This window comes from Maribacter algarum (ex Zhang et al. 2020) (assembly GCF_005885635.1).
In the GTDB taxonomy this organism is placed as follows: Bacteria; Bacteroidota; Bacteroidia; order Flavobacteriales; family Flavobacteriaceae; genus Maribacter_C; species Maribacter_C algarum.
On sequence record NZ_VATY01000001.1, the window covers coordinates 1,570,518 to 1,594,059 of the forward strand.

At 35.6% G+C, this 23,542-nt stretch carries 16 protein-coding genes; 8 read left to right on the forward strand and 8 right to left on the reverse strand.

The genetic code is table 11. From position 1 onward, the window contains the following. Positions 1 to 351: 351 nt before the first annotated feature. The 3 genes from mbpA to FEE95_RS06785 are packed head-to-tail and all read left to right on the forward strand — an operon-like array spanning position 352 to position 1,999. Positions 352 to 648 (forward strand): mobilization protein MbpA, encoded by a 297-nt coding sequence (gene mbpA / locus FEE95_RS06775; RefSeq protein WP_138657119.1) that lies wholly within the window; start codon positions 352 to 354, stop codon positions 646 to 648. Continuing rightward, entirely contained in the window at positions 645 to 1,514 is an 870-nt protein-coding gene (locus tag FEE95_RS06780) for a relaxase/mobilization nuclease domain-containing protein (protein WP_138657120.1), read from the forward strand. Before mbpA ends, FEE95_RS06780 begins: the two co-directional genes overlap by 4 nt. Positions 1,515 to 1,531: 17 nt before the next feature. After that, positions 1,532 to 1,999: a DUF6730 family protein gene (locus tag FEE95_RS06785; protein ID WP_138657121.1), complete on the forward strand. Its 468-nt coding sequence runs from the start codon at positions 1,532 to 1,534 to the stop codon at positions 1,997 to 1,999. A 114-nt stretch (positions 2,000 to 2,113) separates the two neighbouring features. Here the strand turns inward: FEE95_RS06785 and FEE95_RS06790 are convergent, their stop codons facing one another. Beyond that, positions 2,114 to 3,331, reverse strand: coding sequence for a site-specific integrase (locus FEE95_RS06790; protein WP_138657122.1), 1,218 nt, complete (start codon positions 3,329 to 3,331; stop codon positions 2,114 to 2,116). A 521-nt stretch (positions 3,332 to 3,852) separates the two neighbouring features. Here FEE95_RS06790 and FEE95_RS06795 point away from each other — a divergent pair. Together FEE95_RS06795 and FEE95_RS06800 are read left to right on the forward strand one after the other, a co-directional pair. Then, positions 3,853 to 6,057 carry a peptidase domain-containing ABC transporter gene (locus FEE95_RS06795; protein WP_171036990.1) on the forward strand — a complete coding sequence of 735 codons (2,205 nt, stop codon included), beginning with the start codon at positions 3,853 to 3,855 and terminating at the stop codon, positions 6,055 to 6,057. Positions 6,058 to 6,062: 5 nt separating this feature from the next. Further along, on the forward strand, positions 6,063 to 7,376 hold the full coding sequence (locus tag FEE95_RS06800; protein WP_138657123.1) for an HlyD family secretion protein: 1,314 nt from the start codon (positions 6,063 to 6,065) through the stop codon (positions 7,374 to 7,376). A gap of 510 nt (positions 7,377 to 7,886) precedes the next feature. On the opposite strand, the gene FEE95_RS06805 is transcribed toward FEE95_RS06800, so the two are convergent. Further along, entirely contained in the window at positions 7,887 to 9,779 is a 1,893-nt protein-coding gene (locus FEE95_RS06805; protein ID WP_138657124.1) for a tetratricopeptide repeat-containing sensor histidine kinase, read from the reverse strand. Between the two features lie 48 nt (positions 9,780 to 9,827). Between FEE95_RS06805 and FEE95_RS06810 the strand changes: the two genes are divergently transcribed. Continuing rightward, positions 9,828 to 10,577 carry a LytR/AlgR family response regulator transcription factor gene (locus FEE95_RS06810; protein WP_138657125.1) on the forward strand — a complete coding sequence of 250 codons (750 nt, stop codon included), beginning with the start codon at positions 9,828 to 9,830 and terminating at the stop codon, positions 10,575 to 10,577. Positions 10,578 to 10,590: 13 nt separating this feature from the next. Here FEE95_RS06810 and FEE95_RS06815 read toward each other — a convergent pair whose 3' ends face one another. The 4 genes from FEE95_RS06815 to FEE95_RS06830 all read right to left on the reverse strand — a co-directional run bounded on the left by FEE95_RS06815 (position 10,591) and on the right by FEE95_RS06830 (position 16,876). Beyond that, positions 10,591 to 11,496: a thiopeptide-type bacteriocin biosynthesis protein gene (locus tag FEE95_RS06815; protein ID WP_138657126.1), complete on the reverse strand. Its 906-nt coding sequence runs from the start codon at positions 11,494 to 11,496 to the stop codon at positions 10,591 to 10,593. Between the two features lie 13 nt (positions 11,497 to 11,509). Next, positions 11,510 to 13,753 carry a lantibiotic dehydratase family protein gene (locus FEE95_RS06820; RefSeq protein WP_138657127.1) on the reverse strand — a complete coding sequence of 748 codons (2,244 nt, stop codon included), beginning with the start codon at positions 13,751 to 13,753 and terminating at the stop codon, positions 11,510 to 11,512. Positions 13,754 to 13,766: 13 nt separating this feature from the next. Next, positions 13,767 to 14,981 carry a lanthionine synthetase C family protein gene (locus FEE95_RS06825; RefSeq protein WP_138657128.1) on the reverse strand — a complete coding sequence of 405 codons (1,215 nt, stop codon included), beginning with the start codon at positions 14,979 to 14,981 and terminating at the stop codon, positions 13,767 to 13,769. 638 nt (positions 14,982 to 15,619) lie between these two features. Next, entirely contained in the window at positions 15,620 to 16,876 is a 1,257-nt protein-coding gene (locus FEE95_RS06830) for a tyrosine-type recombinase/integrase (protein ID WP_138657129.1), read from the reverse strand. A gap of 360 nt (positions 16,877 to 17,236) precedes the next feature. Between FEE95_RS06830 and FEE95_RS06835 the strand changes: the two genes are divergently transcribed. Further along, on the forward strand, positions 17,237 to 18,565 hold the full coding sequence (locus FEE95_RS06835; RefSeq protein ID WP_138657130.1) for a Gfo/Idh/MocA family oxidoreductase: 1,329 nt from the start codon (positions 17,237 to 17,239) through the stop codon (positions 18,563 to 18,565). Between the two features lie 3 nt (positions 18,566 to 18,568). Beyond that, a complete protein-coding gene (locus FEE95_RS06840; RefSeq protein WP_138657131.1) occupies positions 18,569 to 19,282 on the forward strand; it encodes an SDR family oxidoreductase in 714 nt (237 codons plus the stop codon). Between the two features lies 1 nt (position 19,283). On the opposite strand, the gene FEE95_RS06845 is transcribed toward FEE95_RS06840, so the two are convergent. Both FEE95_RS06845 and FEE95_RS06850 read right to left on the reverse strand, forming a co-directional pair. Beyond that, positions 19,284 to 22,031: a PD-(D/E)XK nuclease family protein gene (locus tag FEE95_RS06845; protein ID WP_138657132.1), complete on the reverse strand. Its 2,748-nt coding sequence runs from the start codon at positions 22,029 to 22,031 to the stop codon at positions 19,284 to 19,286. A gap of 69 nt (positions 22,032 to 22,100) precedes the next feature. After that, on the reverse strand, positions 22,101 to 23,441 hold the full coding sequence (locus tag FEE95_RS06850) for an OmpA family protein (RefSeq protein ID WP_138657133.1): 1,341 nt from the start codon (positions 23,439 to 23,441) through the stop codon (positions 22,101 to 22,103). Positions 23,442 to 23,542 lie beyond the last annotated feature (101 nt).

Here is a 23,542-nt window from a genome sequence, read left to right on the forward strand (position 1 = left end):
TCTTTTATTAAATTTTTTGTTCCTTACCCAAATCTTACCATACTTACCATGCGCCGGAACCTGTTTCGATTTTATAGTGTCCAGGTAGGTAAGCGTAAATTAAAATCGAAATAGGGCGCATCTACTTACCTTTCTTGTATTAGTTAGAATCTACTTCAGATAATCCTAAGGATTCAAGTATATCATTATATTTTATTCAAAATAACACCTCTTCCATAGTTAAAATCAAAGTACTTCCCGATCCTATATTGCCTAACAGTTAATTTGAAGTCGGTTGGCAATTCAAGATGTGTCATTGTCATGACAATCTTGCTTTTGCTCCCGAAGGTCGCAAAAGAAAAAAGGAAAAAGGTGAAGCGAGAATTCATACAGTTCCGGTGCAGCATCTATGAGAAAAAGATGCTCAGGTTAAAGGCCAAAAAAGCAGGACTTTCCCTATCCGAATATTGCAGGAGTGCGGCTTTTGAAAACAACATCGCAGAAAGGCTCACTTCGGAACAATTGGAACATTATGCGATGCTGGTCAAGTACAAGAACAACTTTACAAGAATCAGCAATATGTTCAAGAAGCGTAATCCCAAATTAGCAAAGGAAGTGGAGCAGCTCGCCAATGAAATACGGATTCATCTCTACAATTTCAAAAAATGATAGGAAAGGGAAAATCGATATCGCATACAGGAGCATCCATGGGCTATGGATGGAACCAGGAGAAGAATGCAGAGGTCGTCTACGAGCAACATCTGGCAGGGGATAACCCAAGGGAGATCACAGAGGAGTTCAGGATCATCCAAGAGCAGAACATAAGAACGAAAAACAACACCCTGAGTTTTGTACTAAGCCCGACCATTGAGGATGGAAAAGACCTCACTGGAGAACAACTCCTAGAACTTACCCACAGATTCATTGCCGAAATGAAGCTATCGGAACATCAAGGAATCGGTTTCGTACATCGGGACAAACAGCACACCCATGTGCATGTCTACGTCAACAGGATAAGTTTCGATGGGATGGCCTATAAGGACAACTTCATTGGTAAGAGAAGCCAATATGCTGCGGAAAAAGTTGCCAAGGAAATGGGACTTACCACTGCTAGGGAAGTACAACAGGAAAAACTAAATGAACTAAAAAGGATACGCAAAGAAATCAAACAGACCCATGAAAAAGTCATGACGGAAAAGAGGCCCAAGGACTTTGACCAGTATATGAAATACATGCAGCAAAACGAGATAAAGGTTATACCAAGTATCAATAGGCAAAACCAGTTACAGGGTTTTCGATTTAATTATAAGGGTCATAATCTAAAAGGAAGCGAAGTACACCGTTCGATGTCGGGAAGCAGATTGGCCATTCAAATAGCCAACAATTCGGAAAAGGGGATACTGCCCAAAAAAGGTAATACTATCAGCCTATCGGGTAAAACCATAGGACTCAGTATGAACCTAGCTACCAGTATTGCCAAACAAGTTTTGAAAAGAGTTATTAAAAGAACATTGGATCGAGGAATAGGAATATAAACGTAAAGAATAGAACCATGAAAAAGATGGAAGAGATGATGGAACTTTTCACCGATGAAATCGAGGGGTTTAGTAAATCAATCAATAAGTTGGAGAGTTTGTCCAAGAATTTCGTTGACCTGAAAATAAAGACGGATACTTCAAGTATCGAATACCTTTTAAAAGACTTCTTAAAAGAACAGCGAAAAGTAATAACGATTTACAAAGAGAAAACAACCGAAATAAAACAGGGATTAAGATTGGCTCGGATAACCCCGAATTGGATGGCAACCTTGTTCTGTATTACAGTAACAATCCAAGTTCTATCATTGAGCTATTTTGCCTATCACTTTATTCATTCTGAGAATAGGAACAAAGCGGCTTACATAGAAGGTCAAAAAGAAAGCAATGAAAGTGCAAGACGATATTTTGAAGACCATCCCATTATTTATGAAGATTATAAAAAATGGACCAGAAAGAAAGAGGGTATTCAAAATCAAAAGTAGGTATGCGCCCTATCCTGTTTTTGCTATACGCTTATCTACCGGAACACTACAAAAACAGGACAGGGACCATGCGCAAAGTTTTGGGTAAGATTTGGGGTAAGGAAAAAACCAATACTATATTTCCATTAATTTTTTGTTATAATCATCTAATATTTCATTTGGTAAGGACTTCAAATATATTTGAGTAGTGGACAAACGATTGTGTCCAAGCATCGCTGAAATTGCTTGTAATGGAACATCTTGCAGCATGGCCTGGGTCGCAAAGCTATGGCGTGATACATACGAAGTTAACCGTTGTTCAATATTGCATTTTTTTGCAATCTCTTTTAATCCTTTATTATATCTCTTTCGAGCCCATAATACATCCTTATATTGAAGTTCAAAGGTGCCCCTTTTAACTATTGGAAATATGAAATCTGATTTTCTCTTGTTCTTGAGGTAAAACGAGAGGATCTCCATTAGCTGTGATGTTATGTTTATATCATAAGGTTTATATGTTTTTTTCCTTTGAAACTTAATGCGGTTATCAATGATATTTTCAACTTTTAAAAAGGCCAAGTCCATAAATGAAACACCATAAAGCATATAAGACGCTAAGAAATAGTTTCTATAATGAAATAGGCTATCTGTTTCTTCCAGTTTCAAAATCATTATAGATTTGATGCTTTTGATATCAAGAGCTCTTTTCTCGGTGGGAGTTGTTTTAATTCTATAATGGGTAAACGGATAAGAATCTCTAGAAATAACATCAGATTTAATGGCCTTATTTAAAATAGCCTTTATTGTTCTCATGTATGCCGAAAGACCGTTTACAGAATTACCTCTAGAAAAATGCCACCTTTCAAATGTTTTAAGAAAGTCATAATTAACTTCATTGAATTTGATATCCTTCCCACCAGTAAACTTTTCCAATACTTTGATTACAGCATAGTATGTGTTGGCATTTCCAAAACGTTCTGCCTTCTTTAACTCCTTAACAATACCCTTGCTATATTCGAAAAATGATTCAAAAGACACAGTTTTTACGATTTTGCTTTTGAGTTGGAGAATAGACAAAAAGTTGAGCTCATCCTTTTCGTGAAGGTCATTGATTATGTCCACCGCTCTTGTCTTTTCTTTCAAAAGCTGATTATTTAATTTGCTAACCGATGCGGTGCCTTTAAACGCTCTTTTTACTTTCTCATTTTTATTGTCCCAAAATTCTTTTTGAATAGATTGGCCTAAACTTATTGACGTTGTTTTACGAAAATGAGTCAATCTTAAAATAACGGGATAGGAAGAATCCTTTTTCTGCCTTCGCGTATCCAAAGAAAGTTTTATATTAGTGTTCATTTAAATCAAAGGTAGAAAAAATTTGCACGCAATTTGCACGCAAACAGAGTATTTTATTTAATATTAAACGAATATAAATTTAATTAAAATGCTGTCTTTTAATTAGTTATAAATAGTTTTGATTTTATTTTTAGTATCAATCCTCTTGCTGGCAGGCAAGAGGTCACCGGTTCGACTCCGGTATTCTCCACCAAGTAAATATAGGCCTTCACAGATGTGAGGGCTTTTCTGTTTTTTCTCAATGCACAGTTTGTGCACACTTTTGAAAATTTCTTCCTTTTTAGATAAAATTTAACATTTGATAGATTCGTTTCAGTCTATTTTATCTGGATTAGGTTAAGTTAATAGCTATTTAACTTAAGTTTTTTCTTTTCAAACCTTAATTTCATTTCCAATTTGCCACAACAAGTTTAAACTAATTGTTTTCATCATCCGAAAAGAGGTATTCACATGCCGTTTTTATACGTTCAAATGCTCATCAGGAATTAGGAGATGATATAATGCTATATTGAAATGATAAGATGGGCATCAAAAAATTTCCTTCATACAAACAACTGGACCAAATGGATTGTGGCCCAACTTGTCTGCGCATCATTTCCAAATTTTTTGGAAAAGAACATTCAATTGAGTTACTAAGAAGAAATGCGAATATTACACGCGAAGGAGTTTCTTTAGGAGGTATAGCGGAGGCGGCAGAAGAAATAGGTTTTCATTCGCTTGCGGTAAATTTAGATTTTGAATCCCTTTTAGCTGAAGCTCCGTTACCTTGTATTGCCCATTGGCGACAACGACACTTTATAGTTGTTTATAAAATAACTAAAGACACGGTATACGTTTCTGACCCGGCACATGGACTCCTAAAATATTCCAAAAAAGAATTTATTCAAGGCTGGATAGGTAAAAATGCAGATGTAGACACTCCAGAAGGCTACCTTTTGTTGTTAGAACCAACACCCAAATTCTATGATAGTGATTTGTCTGAAAAAAAAGAATACGGCTTCGGTTTTCTTTTGCAATATTTTAAACCGCATCAAAAATACATTTACCAACTTTTTATAGGATTGCTTGTTGGTAGTGTACTACAACTGATATTTCCTTTCTTAACACAAGCTGTTGTTGATTACGGAATCAACTACCAGAACCTAAATTTCATATATCTTATTCTAGCGGCCCAGTTGACCCTGTTCATTTCTCAGGTCACAGTAGATTTAATTAGAGGGTGGATTCTTCTTCATATGACCAGTAGAATAAATATTAGCCTTATCTCCGACTTTTTGATAAAATTGATGAAACTGCCCATCGCGTTTTTTGACTCTAAGAACACTGGTGACATTATTCAACGAATTTATGATCACGACCGCATTCAAGATTTTCTATCCAGTACAACCTTAAACACGCTTTTTTCGATAGTCAATCTTTTAATTTTCGGTGCGATATTGGCCTACTACAATCTCACCATATTTGCCATTTTTATGCTCGGTTCTTTGATTTATATAGGGTGGACACTTCTTTTTCTAAAGAGAAGGGCTGAACTTGACTACAAACGTTTTGATCAGGCGGCGGATAACCAAAGTAGTATTTACCAACTTATTTCGGGGATGCAAGAAATTAAGCTAAACGGTTCTGAGAGAAGAAGGCGTTGGGAGTGGGAAGCGATTCAGGTTAAGCTTTACAAAGTGTCAATAAAAAGTCTTGCGCTATCACAGACGCAGAATACAGGAGGTCAGTTTTTTAATGAACTAAAAAATATCCTTATCACTTTTGTTGCAGCAAAGTCGGTTATCGATGGGTCTCTTACTTTGGGAATGATGCTATCTGTTCAGTACATTATTGGTCAGCTTAATCTTCCTATCAATAATTTCATAAGTTTTATACAGGCTGGTCAAGATGCCAAAATAAGTTTGGAAAGATTAGCTGAGATTCACAATAAAAAAGATGAAGAAAAAAGTACAGAAGAAGTTGTTAAAGAGCTTCCAAAAAATAAGAGTATAATTCTTCGAAACCTTAGTTTTAAATATGGAGGTAAAAATTCTCCTAAGGTGCTGAACAATCTTAATTTTGAAATACCAGAAGGTAAAGTTACAGCAATTGTCGGTGCTAGTGGTAGCGGCAAAACCACCTTGTTAAAACTGCTGCTTCAGTTTTACAAACCCACAAAAGGGGATATTCTAGTTGGTAATACCAACTTAAAACACTTAAGCACCAATTTTTGGCGTAAAAAGTGTGGTTCGGTAATGCAAGATGGCTTCTTATTTGGGGATACTATTTCAAGAAATATTACAGAATCTGATTCAGAAGGCATTGTCGACAAAGAAAGATTACTTAATGCCGTCAACATTGCCAATATCGAAGATTTCATTGAAGGGCTCCCATCAGGGTATAACACCAAAATAGGCAGTAGTGGCAGTAACATAAGTGGAGGACAGAAACAACGAATTCTTATCGCAAGATCAGTATATAAAAGCCCTTCGTATATTTTCTTCGATGAGGCCACAAGTGCTTTAGATGCAAATAATGAAAAAGTAATTATGAAAAAATTACAAGAGTTCTATAAAGGCAAAACAGTACTAGTTGTGGCCCACCGATTGAGTACGGTAAAGAATGCTGATCAGATTATAGTTCTTGACAAAGGGAGTGTAATCGAAGTGGGTAATCATAAAGAACTTACACAACGCAAGGGAATGTACTATGAATTGGTTAAAAATCAATTGGAATTAGGAAACTAGCAGGTATGGCTGATAAGCAAAAAAGGAAAATAGACGATTTGGACCAACGCTCTGACCAAGTAAAAGAAATACTAGGTAAATCGCCTAGTTGGATTCTTAGGTCAGGCATTACGCTTGTTGCCGTATTGGTCTGCCTACTTCTAATTGGTTCAGCTTTGATAAGTTATAATGACATCATTCCTGCACAAATAGTGATTACAAGTAAAAACCCTCCTGTATATCTAAAGGCTAATGCAACAGGTAAACTAACCAATGTATTTGTTACAGCGAATCAAAAGGTTTCAAAAGACCAACCTTTGGCCGAAATTGAAAATACGGCTAACATTGATGATATATTATATCTAAAAAAGAAACTGAAAAATTTTAAGGCGACAATTGTTTCAACAGACTCGTTACGGAAATTATTTCCTGCAAGTTTAAGTTTAGGGTCAGTGCAATTGACTTACGGAGATTTCCTGACACAATATCAAAACTATATTTTATTTAATGCGTTAACTCCTAACAAAAAGGAATCGGCAGTCATTCAGCAACAATTAAATGAGCAACAATCACTTTTAAATAAGCAGCAAAGGCAGTTACAGTTTTACAAGGAAGATTTAGAATTATCTGAAGGCACCTATCTTAGGAATAAAAAATTACATGATAAGGGTGTAATCTCCGATGCCGAATTTGAAAATGCGTCAAGAGCATATCTAAATGATCAACAGAACTACGAAGGTTTCAAAAGCGCTATGTCCAATACCCAAATAACAATTGCCAACTATTTCAATTTATTGACCAAATCAGGCATTGAAGGAGAAGAATTTAAAAATAGCTATCGACAACAATTAGAGAAGGCCTATCAAAACCTCAATAATGAATTCTTACAATGGGAGCAGACCTATCTTTTAAAAAGCCCTATAGATGGTAAGGTTACTGTTTTTGATATTTGGAACAAAAACCAAAATGTGGCTGTAGGGGAGACCATTTTTACCGTTGTACCGAATGACTTGGAAGAAATTATTGGTAGGGTTACCCTACCTATTCAAAATTCTGGTAAAGTAAAACCGGGGCAAAAAGTAATTATTAAACTGGCTAATTACCCATTTCAAGAATGGGGTAGTTTGGAAGGAGAAATCGTTACTATTTCAGAGGTGCCTAAACAAGGGCAAGAGACTTTTTATACGGTATATTTGAAAATTAATGCATTAACTACATCATATTCCAAAACCATCTCTTTTAAGCAAGAGATGAATGGTACCGCAGAAATTATTATAGAAGAGCTTACCGTATTGCAGCGAATCTTTTATCAATTGCGAAAGGTTTTTGATAGTGAATGAACAAGCCACCTAAATAAACTTAGGTGGCTTAAAACTTCATCATAAGCTACTATCATTTTAAACCTTCCTTACCGACTTAGATGTTGAAAATAAATAAAGACGGCAAAAGTAGTTGGCAACTTTTCACTACATACATACACATACTGAACGGCCGGCTAAGGTAGGTGCAGGTACTGTTGTATTTCCACAATATTGCACGGAGGCATTACCTGTGCCGCATGTTGCACCCGCTCTACTAGGTTCACATATGCTCATATCAGGACAAGTAAATTGACCACATGTATGGTTTGTAGTACCCCCGCCTGCTACTTTTTGTTGATCAAAACTTGAAATTGTCTTCTTGTTTAAAGACAAGCCACTTAACTTCTTTTTTTTCATAATACTATGATTTTAAGGATTAATAATACCTTAAGTTAACAGTATGCCTTATCTATTGTAAGGGGTTCTTTACGAAAAGGCCAATTCAGCTTTTAAACGTGAAGAACGGCTATGTCAAGCTTTTGATGAGTTTTAAATCGTGTGAAATGGCATCGAAAAATTCACCTGATTATCAGTGGTTTGGGTGCCATTTTTCAAGGGTGCGTGAGTTTTAAAAATAAATCGTTGCTTATTATTTTTTTGATAAACCGCTAAACGTTCTTTTACAATAGACAGTGATAAAGATTTACGGCCAATTTTTTGATCAGCACTTATATGATTAAAACCTGGTCCGTTATCAGTAATTGAACACATAAGGGTCTTTTCTTTACCTTTTTTTATTTCAAGGGTAATATATCCTCGCTTATTGGTTTTAGAAATCCCATGTATTATGGCATTTTCTATAAAAGGTTGAATCAACATTGGGGGTATTTCTACAATTTGCGTTTCAATAGCATCATCAATAATAATATCGTAGTTAAAATTTTGTGCGAAATTGGATTGTAACTCCAAATAGCTTTCAAGTGCATTTATTTCGTTCTCAAAGGGTACATAGTCTTCTCTAGAATTTTCCAATGTTAAACGTAATAATTTGGCAAGTTTTTGAATGTATGTTTTGGCTTGAGCTGCTTTGGTGTCTACTAATACAGAGGCGGTATTAAGGGCATTGAATAAAAAATGAGGGTTCATTTGCGATCGAAGTAATCGTTGCTCTAATGATACTTGTCTAAACTTTTCCTTAAGTAGTCGCTGTCTATAAAAAAGCCCTCCTAGTGCTAGTGCAAGCAAACCTAGCCCTATGGCACTATAAGTAATGGTACGCTGCTGTTGAAGTATGGTATCGGTTTTTATTGCCTCTCCTTTTAAAATAACGATCTCTTCTTCTTTTTTTTCTGTTTCATAATCTATTTGTAATTTTTCCAGTTCTTGATCTAATTGTTTTCTGGAAAATTCGTTTTCAAATTCAAGTTGTTCTTTTAAAATAGTATTTGCCTTTTTGAATTCGTTTTTCTTTTCATAAGCCAAAATGAGATTTTCGTAGGCATCAGAAAGTATATCTCGATCATTTTTATTGTCTATATATGGCTTTAAACTATCAATCGCGAGCTTCAAATCAAGGATGGCCTTATCAATTTTATTTTCATGAATGTCAACATAGCTATTATTTATCACCTGATAGAAATCGGTATTGTCAGGAGAAGAATTTGGATCATTTACAAAAACTTCGAACCATTCTTTCGATTTCTTATAATAGAATAAAGCTGAGTCTTGATTTATACCCCTGGTCAAACCTGCAAGATTGCCATATATAAAGGGGAGGTTGTTTTTGTAATCAGAGTCATGACTTCTCCTTAAAGCTCTACGGAAAAAGTAGTCAGCAGAATCTATTTTATTGAGGTAGGTTTTTGAGTACAAAACCCCCATTCTTGTCAATGTAGTTATTTCTGATTGAGCGGATTTTATAAAAAGGGAATCTTTGATATTCTTACGAAAATAGTCTAATGCTTTTTGGTCATTGCCTAGTGAAAGGTGGTTACTGGCTATGTTATTAGTAATATAAGATTTTAATGAGATGCTATATTTACTTGAAAGATCTAGAGCTGTCAACATATAACTTGTAGATTCTCTATAAAGTTCCCGCTGTCTATTGATATATCCTAAGGTAAAATAAGCGTGAACTAGCGATTTCTCTTCATTCGAATGCTTTACTAAAATATTTTGATAGATGTCTATAGATTTTTGTGCGTAAAACAAGGCAGAATCATGCTCAGCTTTGACCATTTTGTAATAGCCATGCAATGCATAGTATTTTGACCAGCCATATAGTTTTTTGTTAGATTCTAGAATACCTTTGAATTTTTGTAAATTTTCTTCGCTAAGGGGTCTTATTGCAAATGAATCCGCAAAAGCTTGCGTATATTTAGGGGTTTGCGCAATCATTTTTAGATGTAACACAAATAAGGATAGTATAAAAAAGAACCTCATAAAGTAAATTTTAAACTGAATTATAGGTTTTCAAATCCAAAGAAAAATATGAATGGAAAAATCAAAAGCATAATTATTGAAGATAATGAAAATGCGATGGAAAGTTTAGTGAAACTTATAGCAACACATTTTTCTGAAATAGATATTATTGGTAAGCATTCTACAATCAAAGATTCTATAAAGGCGATAAAAAATCAGAATCCTGAATTGATTTTGATGGATATTGTTCTAAAGGATGGTAACGCTTTTGAAATTCTTGATCATTTCCCAAATAACACATTCGAGGTTATTTTTATTACGGCCCATAGCGAATTCATGAAACGGGCATTTGAACATTTTGCCTTTACCTTTATCAGCAAACCATTTGAAGACATTGAATTGATTAGGGCAATTCAAGGGTATTCCACCAAACGAAAAAGAATTTTTGACCATCAACGACTTCAAATTTTAAAGGATTTTATCAAAGAGGATGGGTCAAAGTTTTTGGTTCATGTAGGTAATGAGTATTTGGCAGTAGATATATCAGATGTTGTGAACTGCAAGTCTGATGGAAACTACACGCAATTGCATTTGAAATCAGGTAAAAAACTACTGGCTTCAAACCCGCTAAAGTATTATGAAAACTTATTAGCATATAAAGGTTTTTATAGAATGAACAGATTTGATTTGATTAATATGAATCATGTTAAATCTATTTATAAAAAGGAGACCGTTATTTTAAGCAATGGCACCAAAATAAGTATTACCTCACGAAATAAAATAAGATTGGCTGAATTGATGGAGAGTTTTAAGTACTAGCAGCAAATACTTTCTAATTTATTTTTAGCGCCGTCTTATTAGGAAGTTTTTTGTTTCTAGCCAAAAAAGAGCGGTAATATCTATAAAGAAAATCATAACAGACCATCTCGTTTAATCTGTTCTTAGATTTAAAGAGTCGATTCATTAACATATGAATGTAACTACTTATGAGACTATCTAGGGTAAGTGATGAACCTTGTTCAATACTTCCTAATATCTCTTTAGAAATGATGCCGACGCTTTTATTTTTTTCTTCAAGAAGATTAAGTAAAACCCCGTAATCAGGCTCGCTTACTTTAGAGAACGACATAAAATGCTCTATTTTGTCCCTCTCATTTCTGAACTTATCATCAAGTTGTTTTTTCAAAGGGCGTCCCATTCCGAACTCTTCTCCAAAACCTGTCTTGAGCTTTTCAAGTAAATCTAACTTTTGCTTTGTGGTAAACTGAAAAGCACTTAGGAAAAAGTCGATTGCCCTTAGACCGAAAAGCCACCGCAATTCTTCCCCCACATCTCCTTCGATTAGGGCTATAAAATCTATGCAACATTTACTATCATAATAAAAGATTGTTTCAGAAAGCTCCATGGTCTTAGCGCCATAGCGCTCTAATTCTCTAACATAAGTATCTGTCTGAATTTTCCAAATCAAATCTTTATTAAATAAATTATTTAAGGGCTCTTTTAAGCTTTTAATTACCTCAAGTATTCTATTGGTGTCGGGACAATGAAACCGAATTCTAAGATGATGTTTGGGGTCAGCGTATCTAATGAAAAACCATTTATCAATAGCGCCGCATGCCAACAATTCTTCGGATATAGGTTTAATAACATCCGTCAAAATTGAATCTGAGGTCTTAGAACCGGTATATAGCTTGTAGTATACCCATTCACTACCAAAAATGAAATTTCTTTGTTGCATTTGCTAAGATTATCTAATCAGTATTCGTAATTTTTTTTGAATTGAAGAACGAAACAACCATTTGGTTGGTATAATAACCTTCTTTTGACTCCAATACGCCATTGTCACCATATAAAAACTCTTTCAGCACAAAACGCTCTCGATTCCTTATTTCATTGACGAACATTCGAATTGATGAGGAATTCTTGAAGTTTATCAATAGTTCATTATCACCTTCTACTAATAAAACATATTGCTGCATTTTATTTAAAGCACAAAAATCTTTTGCGGCCTTTAATAGCTTATTGGTATCACCTAATACTTTCTGCATTGATTGTATTTCATTTTTTTCAATGGTCCACCGCGCTTCATGTAGGATTAAATTTTCATATTCGACTCTTGGCAGGTGCTTGCGCAATTCTGAAATAGGTCCCAAGGTAAAACCAATTCCGCTTCTGTTATTGGAAGATTGCAAATCGCAAAGAAAATGATAAATAGGCAACGAGTTAAACGAGTAATTATGTGCATTGGTCAACCTAGGAAGCACTTCTTTATTCAGTTTTTTTGACCTTAGAAAAACTTTGTTGTTGCGAATCGAAATAAATAAATCATCTAAGGTAAGCTGCTGTTCTCTCTCAAGAACCGATTTGGCCAAATAGGGAATTTCATACGTTCTTAATGATGGTCTAGAAAGAATATTTCCTATTCTGGATTCAGGGAGGTGTACAATTTCTGCGATTACCTTATCAGGGTTCATTGTTTCTTCACATACTGTTATTTCTTGAATGGTTTTTTTTATTTGTTCATTACCTTGACCAAATCTTGCCAGTAAATTAGCAGCGCTTGAGCCACCTGCACCAGAAAACACAATTTTTTCAATCCCGTTTTCAACAACTAATTCAATCATTGTTGACAAGGTATCGGGCAAGTCTGTCCAATTCAAAGAGGCATCTTTAAAATCCTCATCCTTTAGTACCACTTTGTCAACACCTCTGTTATGTGATTCTTGCAATTTGTCGAATAAAATCTGAAAGTTCTCATTCCAATTAAAACTATTGCTACTTTTATTTGAATTAAGAGGAGGTAATACCAAACTATCAACTAGTGGATTTACGTCGCCGCTGCCTTGATTCTGAAGATAGCCTATTCCTATTTCAACATCTAAGGCCTTGGCCAAAGAAATTTCACGGTCTTCATATCGTTCTCTAAAACTGTCTCTAAATGCCGTAAGGTTTGGTGAAGGAGAGGTAGCGCTTAGTTTATTTAGTAAAACCATTCCCTTTTTAATACTTTCAATATGTCTTAAAGACAAACTGCATTGCTCAGGTCGCAACTCCATATCAGATTGATATAGATATTTAATCTCAAAAGAAGTGCCGAGGGTATTTATATATTCGCTAAGCCTAACATATTTTTTAGGATCATTTCCAAATTTTGTATCTAAAGAATGAAGCTCCAGTTCAATTTTTTTCAATGAACTTATATGGTGTTGCGTATTATCTAGGGTACTTAAGATTTCTAATATTTGACTGAGAAACTCTGGCCCTGAAACTGAAGGTTCTAAATCACTAATCAAGATTTGAGACTCTACTAATTCATTTAAGAACGATTCAGCATCTTCAAAAGAGACTTGAAAGTTATCAGCAACATAAGGAACCATGTCGCTTAACTTGGCTCCACCTATTGATTTTTCAAGGATAGCATTCAAATACTTTGTATTATCTACTGCAGAGACATAGTGATTTCTTTTACTGTTGATATAATTATATTCCACATAGCGCCATTCATTACCACTAGTATACAAGCTGGAATTAGGATAGAAAAGCAGCTGTTTTTTAATACTATCATTCTTTGCCAAATCTTGAGATAATGCCACTAGATAATTCATATCTAACCTAGTATACCTTTTGTTGCCAGTAAAAGAATCTAACTTAATTAATGTGTTTTCTTCTAAAGTACCTGTAGCGCAACCGGCAAAAATACCGAATGGGGTACACCTGGTTGTCATGCGCGTGATATACTTGAGTAGTGAATGTTTTAATTTCTCTTCTTTATCAGAATCCAAATCATTTGCCAACCATTTTTCCATCTCAAACAGAAGTGATGGAGAAGCTAAAAAAATAGCTTCTTTAATTACTGGGTTTGCACAGGCTGTTTTAAGTTCATTTGTTGTAACCTCTTTTTTACTGGTAAGGGTCTTATAAAATTCAAAGGGTAAGAGTGGCGTTCTTAAAACAAAATTTGAAAATTCTGAATATGGATTTTTAGATACTTTCATCGATTTGAGATGTTTAGCTTAATAATAAACATTCGTCCCACGAATTTTCATCTGTGCTGAGAAAATCAATAATAGAAAGTCCAATCCCAGCAACACCTTCCAGTAAGGATAATTCAGATTTCCAAACCTGTTCTAGACCTCCCCACTGTTTGTAGCCAGCATATCCGTCTTCATGAACTGCTTTATTCAATCCATCTTGAATCCAATATAAAGCGGTCTCTTGAAAATTTGAAATTTTTGTCTCTTGGTATATTCTATTGAAAATTTGGGCGTTGCCGTAAGAGCCATGACATAGCCCTGCATCAATAATTCGCGTTGTTTCCATTGTTCTCCGCTTAGCAGCGTGTTTTAATATTTCAATTGCATCTTTTTTAAGGTTATCACTTTCAATTGCCTTTGAGGCTTGAAGCAGGGTAATCCCAATACCTAAATCTCCATAACACCATGAAATTCTACTTTGATACTCAATTGGCTCTGAATCCGTAATCCAACTAGGAAATAAGGAAAGATTCTCAGGGGCGTTCATTTTAAAGCTCAGGACATACGCAATTGCTTGTTTCAAAATTGGCTCAACCATCGGTTTGAACTCAGCTTCTAATGATAACCTTGTTATAAAATTGATGACGCTCGAAATACCATGAGATAGACTAAGGTTATAGCCTTCATTTCCTTTTTCGTTATCAAGTATCGACTTCCACTTGGTCATACTGTTCTCATTCTCAGAGCTGTCCTTTAATAACTCAATAAGTCTAATAAGTTTTTCATGATACTTCGTTCGTAATTCATTATTGTGAGTGCTCTTAAATCTTTTTAAAAAATAAAGACCACAACCTAATGATCCATGTAGAAAATCATAGTTGCCATTATTAAGCTCAGAAAGCATGAAGTCACTTAAATAGGAATCTAGAGGCTCAAGCAAAGTGTCGTTATCTAGTTCAATAAATTCTTTGTTATTTAAATGATCTAGAACCCAACCGAAACCAGCTATGCCGCTGCAAAAAGTAGCTAGCCCATAACCATTATTTATTTTCGAAATGCCTCTTGAGATGATTTCTACTCCAATATCTGAAGGTTCTTCAATATCAAGGTGTTTTGAATAGTAGAATTCAAATAAGGCCAAACCGGATAGCCCACCTAACACTCCTATGTCATTTTCTGATTGATAATTCTCCTTAATTATTAGATGAATATCGCTTAGCTTCTGTTCTAGTAATTCCCTATTGACCATTCAAGTAGATTATTTATCCCTTCTAATTGAAAATAGTTGTTCTTACTTTGATATCGGAGGACCACTATTTGAACAGGTCAATTTCGTTCATGAACGTTACAATCCAATCCTTAAACGAAAGTTGTTTTTTTAAAGTCGCTTAGCTTCATAGGTTTTTGAAAAGTATATTAATTGTTTTTAGAACTTGGAGTTTAATTGACAATAAGATCGTTTTCCCAAAATAAAGTTTCTAATTAACGGTATTTTTATCACAGAAATTATTAGCCTAAGGTGTTTTTCCAAAGGTAAAGGGAAAAGCAAGAGGATAACACGCTAAAGCGATGTTATTTGTCATAAGTTGTTAAAAATCAACCTATTAATATTTTACTACGATTATTCTCTCTTTGTTTTTTCGTAAAAAACCTCAGCAGCTCCCATTTTACAGCAAAATTTTATAGTAAAAAAGGTAATTCAAGATGTGTCATTGTCATGACAATCTTGCTTTGCTCCCGATGGTTGCAAAGAAAAATTAGAACTTAAAATGACAATAGTAGATGCGCCCTATTTCGATTTCACTTAACGCTTATCTATCGGAACGCTATGAAATCGAAACAGGAACCATGCGCAGTTAAGTTAGGGTAAGATTTGGGATGTTTCTACTAAGCAACAATACGTTCGTTAGCTTCATCTAAAGTAGAGTTATCAAAACGTTTCAAGTAAATTTCAGTAGTTTTTAAGGAACTATGCCCCAAACCTTCACTTATTACTGCGGTCGGGATTCCCATAAATTTGGCGATTGTCGCCCAAGAATGACGAATAGCATATGTTGTAAAGTGCTGTTTAATTCCTGCGTCTAGCGCGATAATTTTTAGTCTTTCGTTTACCCTTCTTCTTATGGTTTTATACTTCTCATATTTAGCTGTACTGCCATCGTAATTTGCAGGGAATAGAAAATCATCCTCTGATTTATCTATTAAATAATGGGCTAAAATCTCCTTTAGCTCAGAAGTGAGTTTTACTGATAATGGGTCACCTGTTTTACTTCTTCCATAGAATATTCTATCCTCACGTACATTTGATTTTTTAAGCTTAACCAAGTCTATCAAATTCATTGCTCTGCAATTAAACATTATCAGAGCATAGTTTTTCGTATGCCACAGCGCAGAGTTCTTTCCATATTTTAATTTGCGAATGTTTAGGAAGTCTTCTTTAGAAATCGCTCTCTTCTTTGTTTGATTTGAAGATGGAATCTTGTACCGATGAAAAGGGTTCTTGACTACTTCAATTCTATCTTCATTTATAGCTGCGTTATATATTGCCCTGATAGCTCTTAGGACTGAACTTATGCTATTTGGTTTTAGGCCTTTTGATTCTTTTTCTATTTGAAAATCTTTGAGCATACTTACATTTAATTGGTCCAATCTTAAATCTTGATTGTTATTGAATTTTATAAAAGCTTTTATTCCATTTAAATACCATTCCGCTGAGCTTGGTTTGTTTGTTTTTAGTTTTCTGTCAACAATGACTTGCCCCCAAACTTTTAGAGTTAATCCGTTTGATAGTTTGCCTTTTAGAGATGGGCTAATCTGTTCCTCCCATTTATCTTTGATTTCCGATACTAGAGTATCTACGGCCATATATTGGATAGCATCTCCGAGTTCATTTATCAAGCTTCGCGCAACATGAAGTTTGTCATACAAAATTTGGTTGACTTTTGAGCAGTCAATACTTTTATTTACAAGAACAGAGCGTTTCAGACAGAATGAATTTACATCCCATCCATTTTTTGAAGTCTCATATGGTAATCGAATAATTCTTGGCTTAGTATGGAATAATCGTAATGCAATCGGATACAATTCAGAAATTGTATTTTTCGATGATTTTCGAGTATCTAATATGAGTTTAACTTTAGCCATTTTCACCCCTTATACTACTTCAAGTTAGGAATAAAAATGCACAGTCTGTGCACAGTTTTGTTTGTATTCATATGATGTCATATGAATATAAATCTTATGAAAATTGAGTTAATATTCTGTAAATCAACAAGTAGCGGGTTATTTTGATTTTTGATGTATTAAGGAATTTCGGACTGGCAGGCAAGAGGTCACCGGTTCGACTCCGGTATTCTCCACAAACCATCGCGACAGTGATGGTTTTTTGTTTTGGAGCTTACATACTATCTCATCTACATTAAAAACCTCATTAAATACTTTCAAAACGTTTTTTTTCTTAATTTAAGGTCTTACAGGAATACCAACAATTTCATCTCGACAACCATGACCACAAGAAGAAGCTTTATCAAGAAAACTACAGCAGGAACTGCAGCTGTCACTCTTGGCGGATTAGTATTGCCAAGTACCTCATACGCAAATTTCCTAGGAGCGAACGACCATATCAACTGTGCGGTACTCGGAGTTCGTAGCAGAGGAAAGGCACATTATAAAGCAATTCACGCTGATAAGAACGCTAAGGTGATTTATACCTGTGATGTAGATGATGAAATAATAGATGAACACAATGTATGGTGCCAGAAAAACTTGGGATATGTTCCTAAAGTAGAAAAAGATTTTCGGAAAATTCTCGAAGATAAAGACGTTGATGCTGTTTTTATAGCAACACCCGAACATTGGCACGCACCTATGGCAATTGCGGCATTGCAGGCAGGGAAACATGTTTATGTGGAGAAGCCTTGTAGTCATAATCCTCATGAAAATGATTTATTGGTGGCTGCACAGAACAAGTACGGAAAGAAAGTACAAATGGGTAATCAACAGCGTTCTGCGACAACCTCTATTATGGCCATTGATGATATCAGAAATGGAATAATTGGAGATGTTTACAAGGGCGAAGCTTACTATTCGAATAATCGAGGTTCTATAGGAAAAGGAAATAAAATGGATGTTCCAAAAACACTTGATTGGGAGTTGTGGCAAGGCCCAGCCCCAAGAAGAGAGTACAAGGACAATATTCACCCTTATAATTGGCACTGGTTCCGCAATTGGGGAACAGGGGAAATACATAACAATGGAACGCATGAGGTGGATATTTGTCGATGGGCTTTGGGTGTTGATTTACCCGAAAGTGTTACTTCTTTTGGTGGAAAATATACCTTCGATGACGATTGGGAATTTGTAGATAATCAACAAGTAACCTTCAAATTCGCTGATGATAAATTCATCACTTGGACAGGCCATAGCAGAGGCGTCTTAAAACCAACAAGACCTGGAAGAGGTATTACCATTTATGGGAGCAAAGGTTCCATTCAATTGGACCGAAACTATTATAAATTGTATGATTTACAGGGAAATCCCATAAAATTTGAATTTGAAAAAACTGCGAGTGCAACGACAAATACCCGAGGTGAAGGAGGTTTGGATGTATCCCATGTTGGTAATTTCTTTGATGCCATTCGTGAGGATAAAACCCTTCAAGCAGATATCAATGATGCCAGTATTTCGACCATGTTATGTCATCTTGGAAATATGGCGCAGGATGCCGGTGAGATGCTAAAAATAGATTCTGCAACAGGGAAGATACTGAATAATGAAAAAGCAATGAAAAGCTGGAAAAGGGAATATCAACCTGGGTGGGAGCCTAAACTATAATACATGCAAAACTTAAAAGGTAAAGTAGCCTATATAACAGGGGGTTCAAAAGGGATAGGGTATGGTGTCGCAGAAAAACTCATTGCAACGGGAATGAAAGTGGCCATTAGTGGCAGAACTTTGAAAAAGGTGGAAACTGCCGCTCAATATTTGGGGGATTCTGAAAATGTCTTGGCTTTGCAATCCGATGTTAGCAAACTCAATAGCGAGAAAGAAGCTATTCAAAAGATTCTAGATATTTGGGGACAGGTAGATGTAGTTTTGGCAAATGCAGGGGTTGGACATTTTGCTCCTGTTTATGAAATGTCAGAAGAACAATGGCATCAAATGATAGATACGAATTTAAGTGGCGTCTTTCATACCTTAAAAGCTTCTGTTCAGGCTTTAAAAAAATCAAAGGGCTATTACATAACCCTTGCCAGTTTGGCTGGCACCAATTTCTTTGCTTCGGGAGCAGGATATAACGCCACCAAATTCGGAGTCGTTGGTTTTACTCAAGCTGCAATGTTAGATTTGAGAAAGTATGACGTGAAGGTCTCTACGATTATGCCGGGTTCAGTTGCAACACATTTCAATAATAATGAACCCTCGGAAAAAGATGCTTGGAAAATTCAACCTGAAGACATTGGCGAACTGGTTTTAGATTTACTTAAAATGCACCCCAGAACTTTACCTAGCAAGATAGAAGTGCGCCCAACCCGGCCCGATAAAAAGTAGGTTAAACTTCCTTTTCTGTAAACGGAATTTCTGGATTGCAGATTTCTAAGATTAGTTTTTTAAGTTCTTTTTCGAAATAGGAAAGCGTTTCTTGAGAAATGATATGATTCTTCTTTGCCCAACTTCCTCTTTTGTCTTTTGTAGCAAATTTTAGAAGTCCGCCATTCAAGTTTTTAAAGGAAATGATTCCCGACTCGATATTTTCAATAGGATTTTTGTCGTTGTACATGAAGGCGTAACAAAGTAATTGAAACGCTTTGCTAAAATCGTATTCAGCGGTTATTTCATCCCAGCTTAGGATTTCGACGTTTTTTGATTCTACTTTTCCGGTCTTGTAATCGATAATTCTGAGCATTCCGTCTTTCTCATCGATTCGGTCAAGTTTTCCTTTTAAAGTGATGGGAAAATCAATTTCTGAGATGTTGAGCTCGATATTTAATTTTTCCTCTATGCCAAGAATTTTAATTTGGTGATTTTTGGCCTCCTTGATTTCAGAATCTAGATAATTAGTGAGGTAGCGAACAATCACGTTGAATGCGATTAAGTTTTTGCCTCTACTGATATCACCATCGAGATAATTCTTGGTAAAATGCATTTGAACCAAGGTTTGAATTTTGGCCTTTGCTTTTGTAAGTCCTTCAGGAGATAAATATTTTCCCAAGAAAGGGGCATATAAATCCTCTAAGGTGTCATGTACGATTGTCCCAAAAGTGTTGGCCGCTATCGTCTCTTCAACCTCAAGGGAATCATTAATACCCAATAGATTACGTTTATAAAAGTCAATGGGGTTTCTGATATAATTGCTTAAGGAAGTAGGCGAAAAACCGTTTTCCGCATGATTTTGAATTAACCGCATCAAACCGTCATCTTTCTTAAATGAATTCAAAGTCTGTATGACAGGTTCAATCGACGGAGTAGCAACCTTTGCAACGATATCCTTTTCTTTGTTCGGGTCTGTTAGCATTTGGGAAATCAATCTGCTTTTCTCTCCTCCTTCAAGTACATCAGGTTCCGTATTGTAAATGATATGGATGTTCTTTGCCCGCTGTAGTAAGCGGTAAAAGTGATAGGTATAAACGGCATCTTTTTCTTTAAAGGTAGGAAGGCCAAGCCTTGTTTTTAAATCAAAAGGGATAAAAGAATTGTTCGATTTACCGGAAGGTAGAATACCTTCGTTCACTGAGGTAAGGATAACCGTTTCAAAGTCAAGGTTTCTGCTTTCTAACATCCCCATTATTTGAAGCCCTTCCAATGGGTCGCCTTGAAAATCAACGGTCTCCGAAGACAAGAGCTCCTTGAATAGACTTTGTAGTGATTTCAAATCGTTGATAAAAGAATGTTTTTGAACCAAATCCAATATTTGATTGAAAAGCGTATGAAAACGATAGAGATATTCCAATGTCAAATTGCTTTCATCTTTTTGGTACTGGGCTTTTAACTCTAGAATAATAGCTAGGCATTTTTGAACAAAATTCTTCGGACTAATTTGACTATCGAAGAAAAGCAACTTTAAATTTGGGTTTTCCTCCATAAAGGACCCCAGTTTAGACAGGGTTATGTACGTCCAGTTTTTTGTTTTAATACTTGTTTGTAAATCTAAATTTGAATCAGTTTCCTTATAAAGGACTTGTTTAATTTGGGGATGCGATAAAAATGATAGGACATTCTGGTAAAACCAACCTAATCTGTCTCTATTGATATACAAATCCATAAACTGATTGAATAGACTTGCTAGTGAAGTTTTATTCAGGGGATAACCCATGGTAATGTTTACAGCTTCTATTTCCTTTGGCACAGCATTAAGTATGGGGTTCAGAAGGGCTTCATCACCTAATACGACTGCCGTTGTTTTTAATGAGTCAGGGCGTTCTTTTTTGAGCTTTTTAAGCAACGCACCCACATATTTAGCCTGTGAAACATTTTTCGGTACTCCTGTAATTTGAATGTTTTTTTCGGAAGCATAATTTTCGCTGACACCCTGAAGTGCATGTTTTTGAAAGTGTGACCACGTCTTTTGATGTTTTCTAATAAACAATCCTGCATCGTGGATGGGGTCATTCAAGAAATAAGAATCAATATCCCAATAAATTTTAGCTTTGGATTGCTTTAGAATACGTTGAATAATTTCACTTTCAGAAGTATTCAGGGCATTAAATCCAACGAAAACATGAATTTTGTTCTTACAACTTTCGATGTACTCTGGAAGTCGTTCACATGCTTGGCGATAAACAAGTCCCTGATGGCCTAGGCCTTTTTCAAGCAAGGCCGAATTGAATTTGTTATAAAGTTGATTAAGATTATTCCAGAAAGCCAAATAATCTGACATCATTTTGGTCTTTTCCCCTTGAAGGGACCAGTGATTGATTTCTTGAATGTCTGCCAGGTTGGAGAACAAATTTTCCGCATCAATGAGATAACGATCTATTTCATTGAAATCTTGAAGTAATGTTAGACCCCATTTCGAAAAAGTAAAGAAGTTATCTTCATCTTTAGTGGTATTCTTTAAATAGGCATTATAAAGCTCAAAAAGCTGTTGTGTGTTTGAGACATAACCAAGTTTGGATACCCTTTCTATAAAACTCTCAATACTATATATTTCTGGAGCAAAAGCTGTTTTTATAGAAATTTTAGCTATGTTATTCTTTAAGAAAGTACCAGCACGCTTGCTCGGCAATACAAAAATGAAGTCTTCGAGGCTATCGTATTCTCTTGTTATCTTATGGATAACCTCTTCTAAAAAACTCTGCATATGTCTAAAAATAAAAAAAGCCTCGCAATTGCGAGGCTTTTCTTTTATGAAAAAGAAATTTAAATCTTCTTACTTGATTAAGTTGATTTCAACTCTTCTGTTTTCTTTTCTACCAGCTCTAGTCTTATTGGTAGTAATAGGCTGATCTTCACCGAAACCAGCAGCAGTCAATCTGTCTGCACCAATTCCTTCACCGATTAAGAAATCACGAACTGCATTTGCTCTTGACTCAGAAAGTTTCTGATTGCTAGCGGCAGGTCCTTGACTATCTGTGTGACCTTCAACTGAGAATTTAGCAGTTGGGTACTCACCTAAGATTCTGATGATATCAACCATTACTCCTGTAGACTCAGCTTTGATAGAAGATTTACCTGAATCGAATAGAATTGTTTTGGCGTAGTCATTCAATTGCTTTTGAACCTCAACAGTTACTTCAGGGCAACCATTGTTAGCAACAGTACCAGCAACATCTGGACACTGATCGTCTTTGTCTAAAACGCTATCACCATCTTTATCAGCCCATGGACATCCTTTGTTTTCAGCAGGTCCTGCTTCGTTAGGACATTCATCTTCCTTATCAGCAACCCCGTCACCATCAGCATCAGGACAACCAGCTAAGGCAGCAAGACCAGCTTCGTTAGGACAAGCATCATCTTTATCAGCTACTCCATCGCCATCAGCATCAGGACATCCATTCATTTCTTTAGAACCAGCTTCGTTAGGACAGTTATCTTTGCTGTCTTCGATTCCGTCACCATCAGCATCTGGACAACCGTTGAATGCTTCTAAACCAGCAACTTCTGGACAAGCATCGTCTTTGTCGTAAATACCATCACTATCAGTATCAGTACCTCCAAATTTAACAGCGATACCTGCTAAATGTTGCCAGTGCTTAACTCCGTAATCTTCGAATGCATGTTTGTAACCAGTCTGTAAAGTAAGACCAACGTTTTCCGAGAACCATAAGTTCACACCAACACCAGCATTAACCGTACCTGCACCGATTTCATCAACCCAAGTATAACCACCACCTACTTCTAGGAAAGGGTCAACTTTTTTATTTTTAAGGAAACTATATTTTATAGTACCATCTACAGCGTAGTGAGAAAGATCATCAACACGGGTGTCACCCAATTTGCTGATTTTGTTCAAAGAACCTCTAACTCCAACTGCAAATCCGTCACCAACAGACTTAGAAACGCCGATGTACGAGATTGAAGGAAGAATGTTCCAGTGATCATTAGCGTTGAAGAGCTCGTTACCAAAAGAACTTACATCCCCAGTAGGATAAACGTCAATGGCATTAACCCCAAAACTTACTTGCCAAGGGTTATTCTCGTCTTGCGCTTGAATACTGCTAAAACCTACGAATAATAGGGCAACAGCCATTAATTTGCTAAGATGTTTCATGTTTAAATTTTTAAGTTTAAGTGTTTATTAGCTGCAAATGTAACTTGTTAAAAATTATTAACAAAATCAATATGTTATTTTTTTTATTGCATTTGACAGGT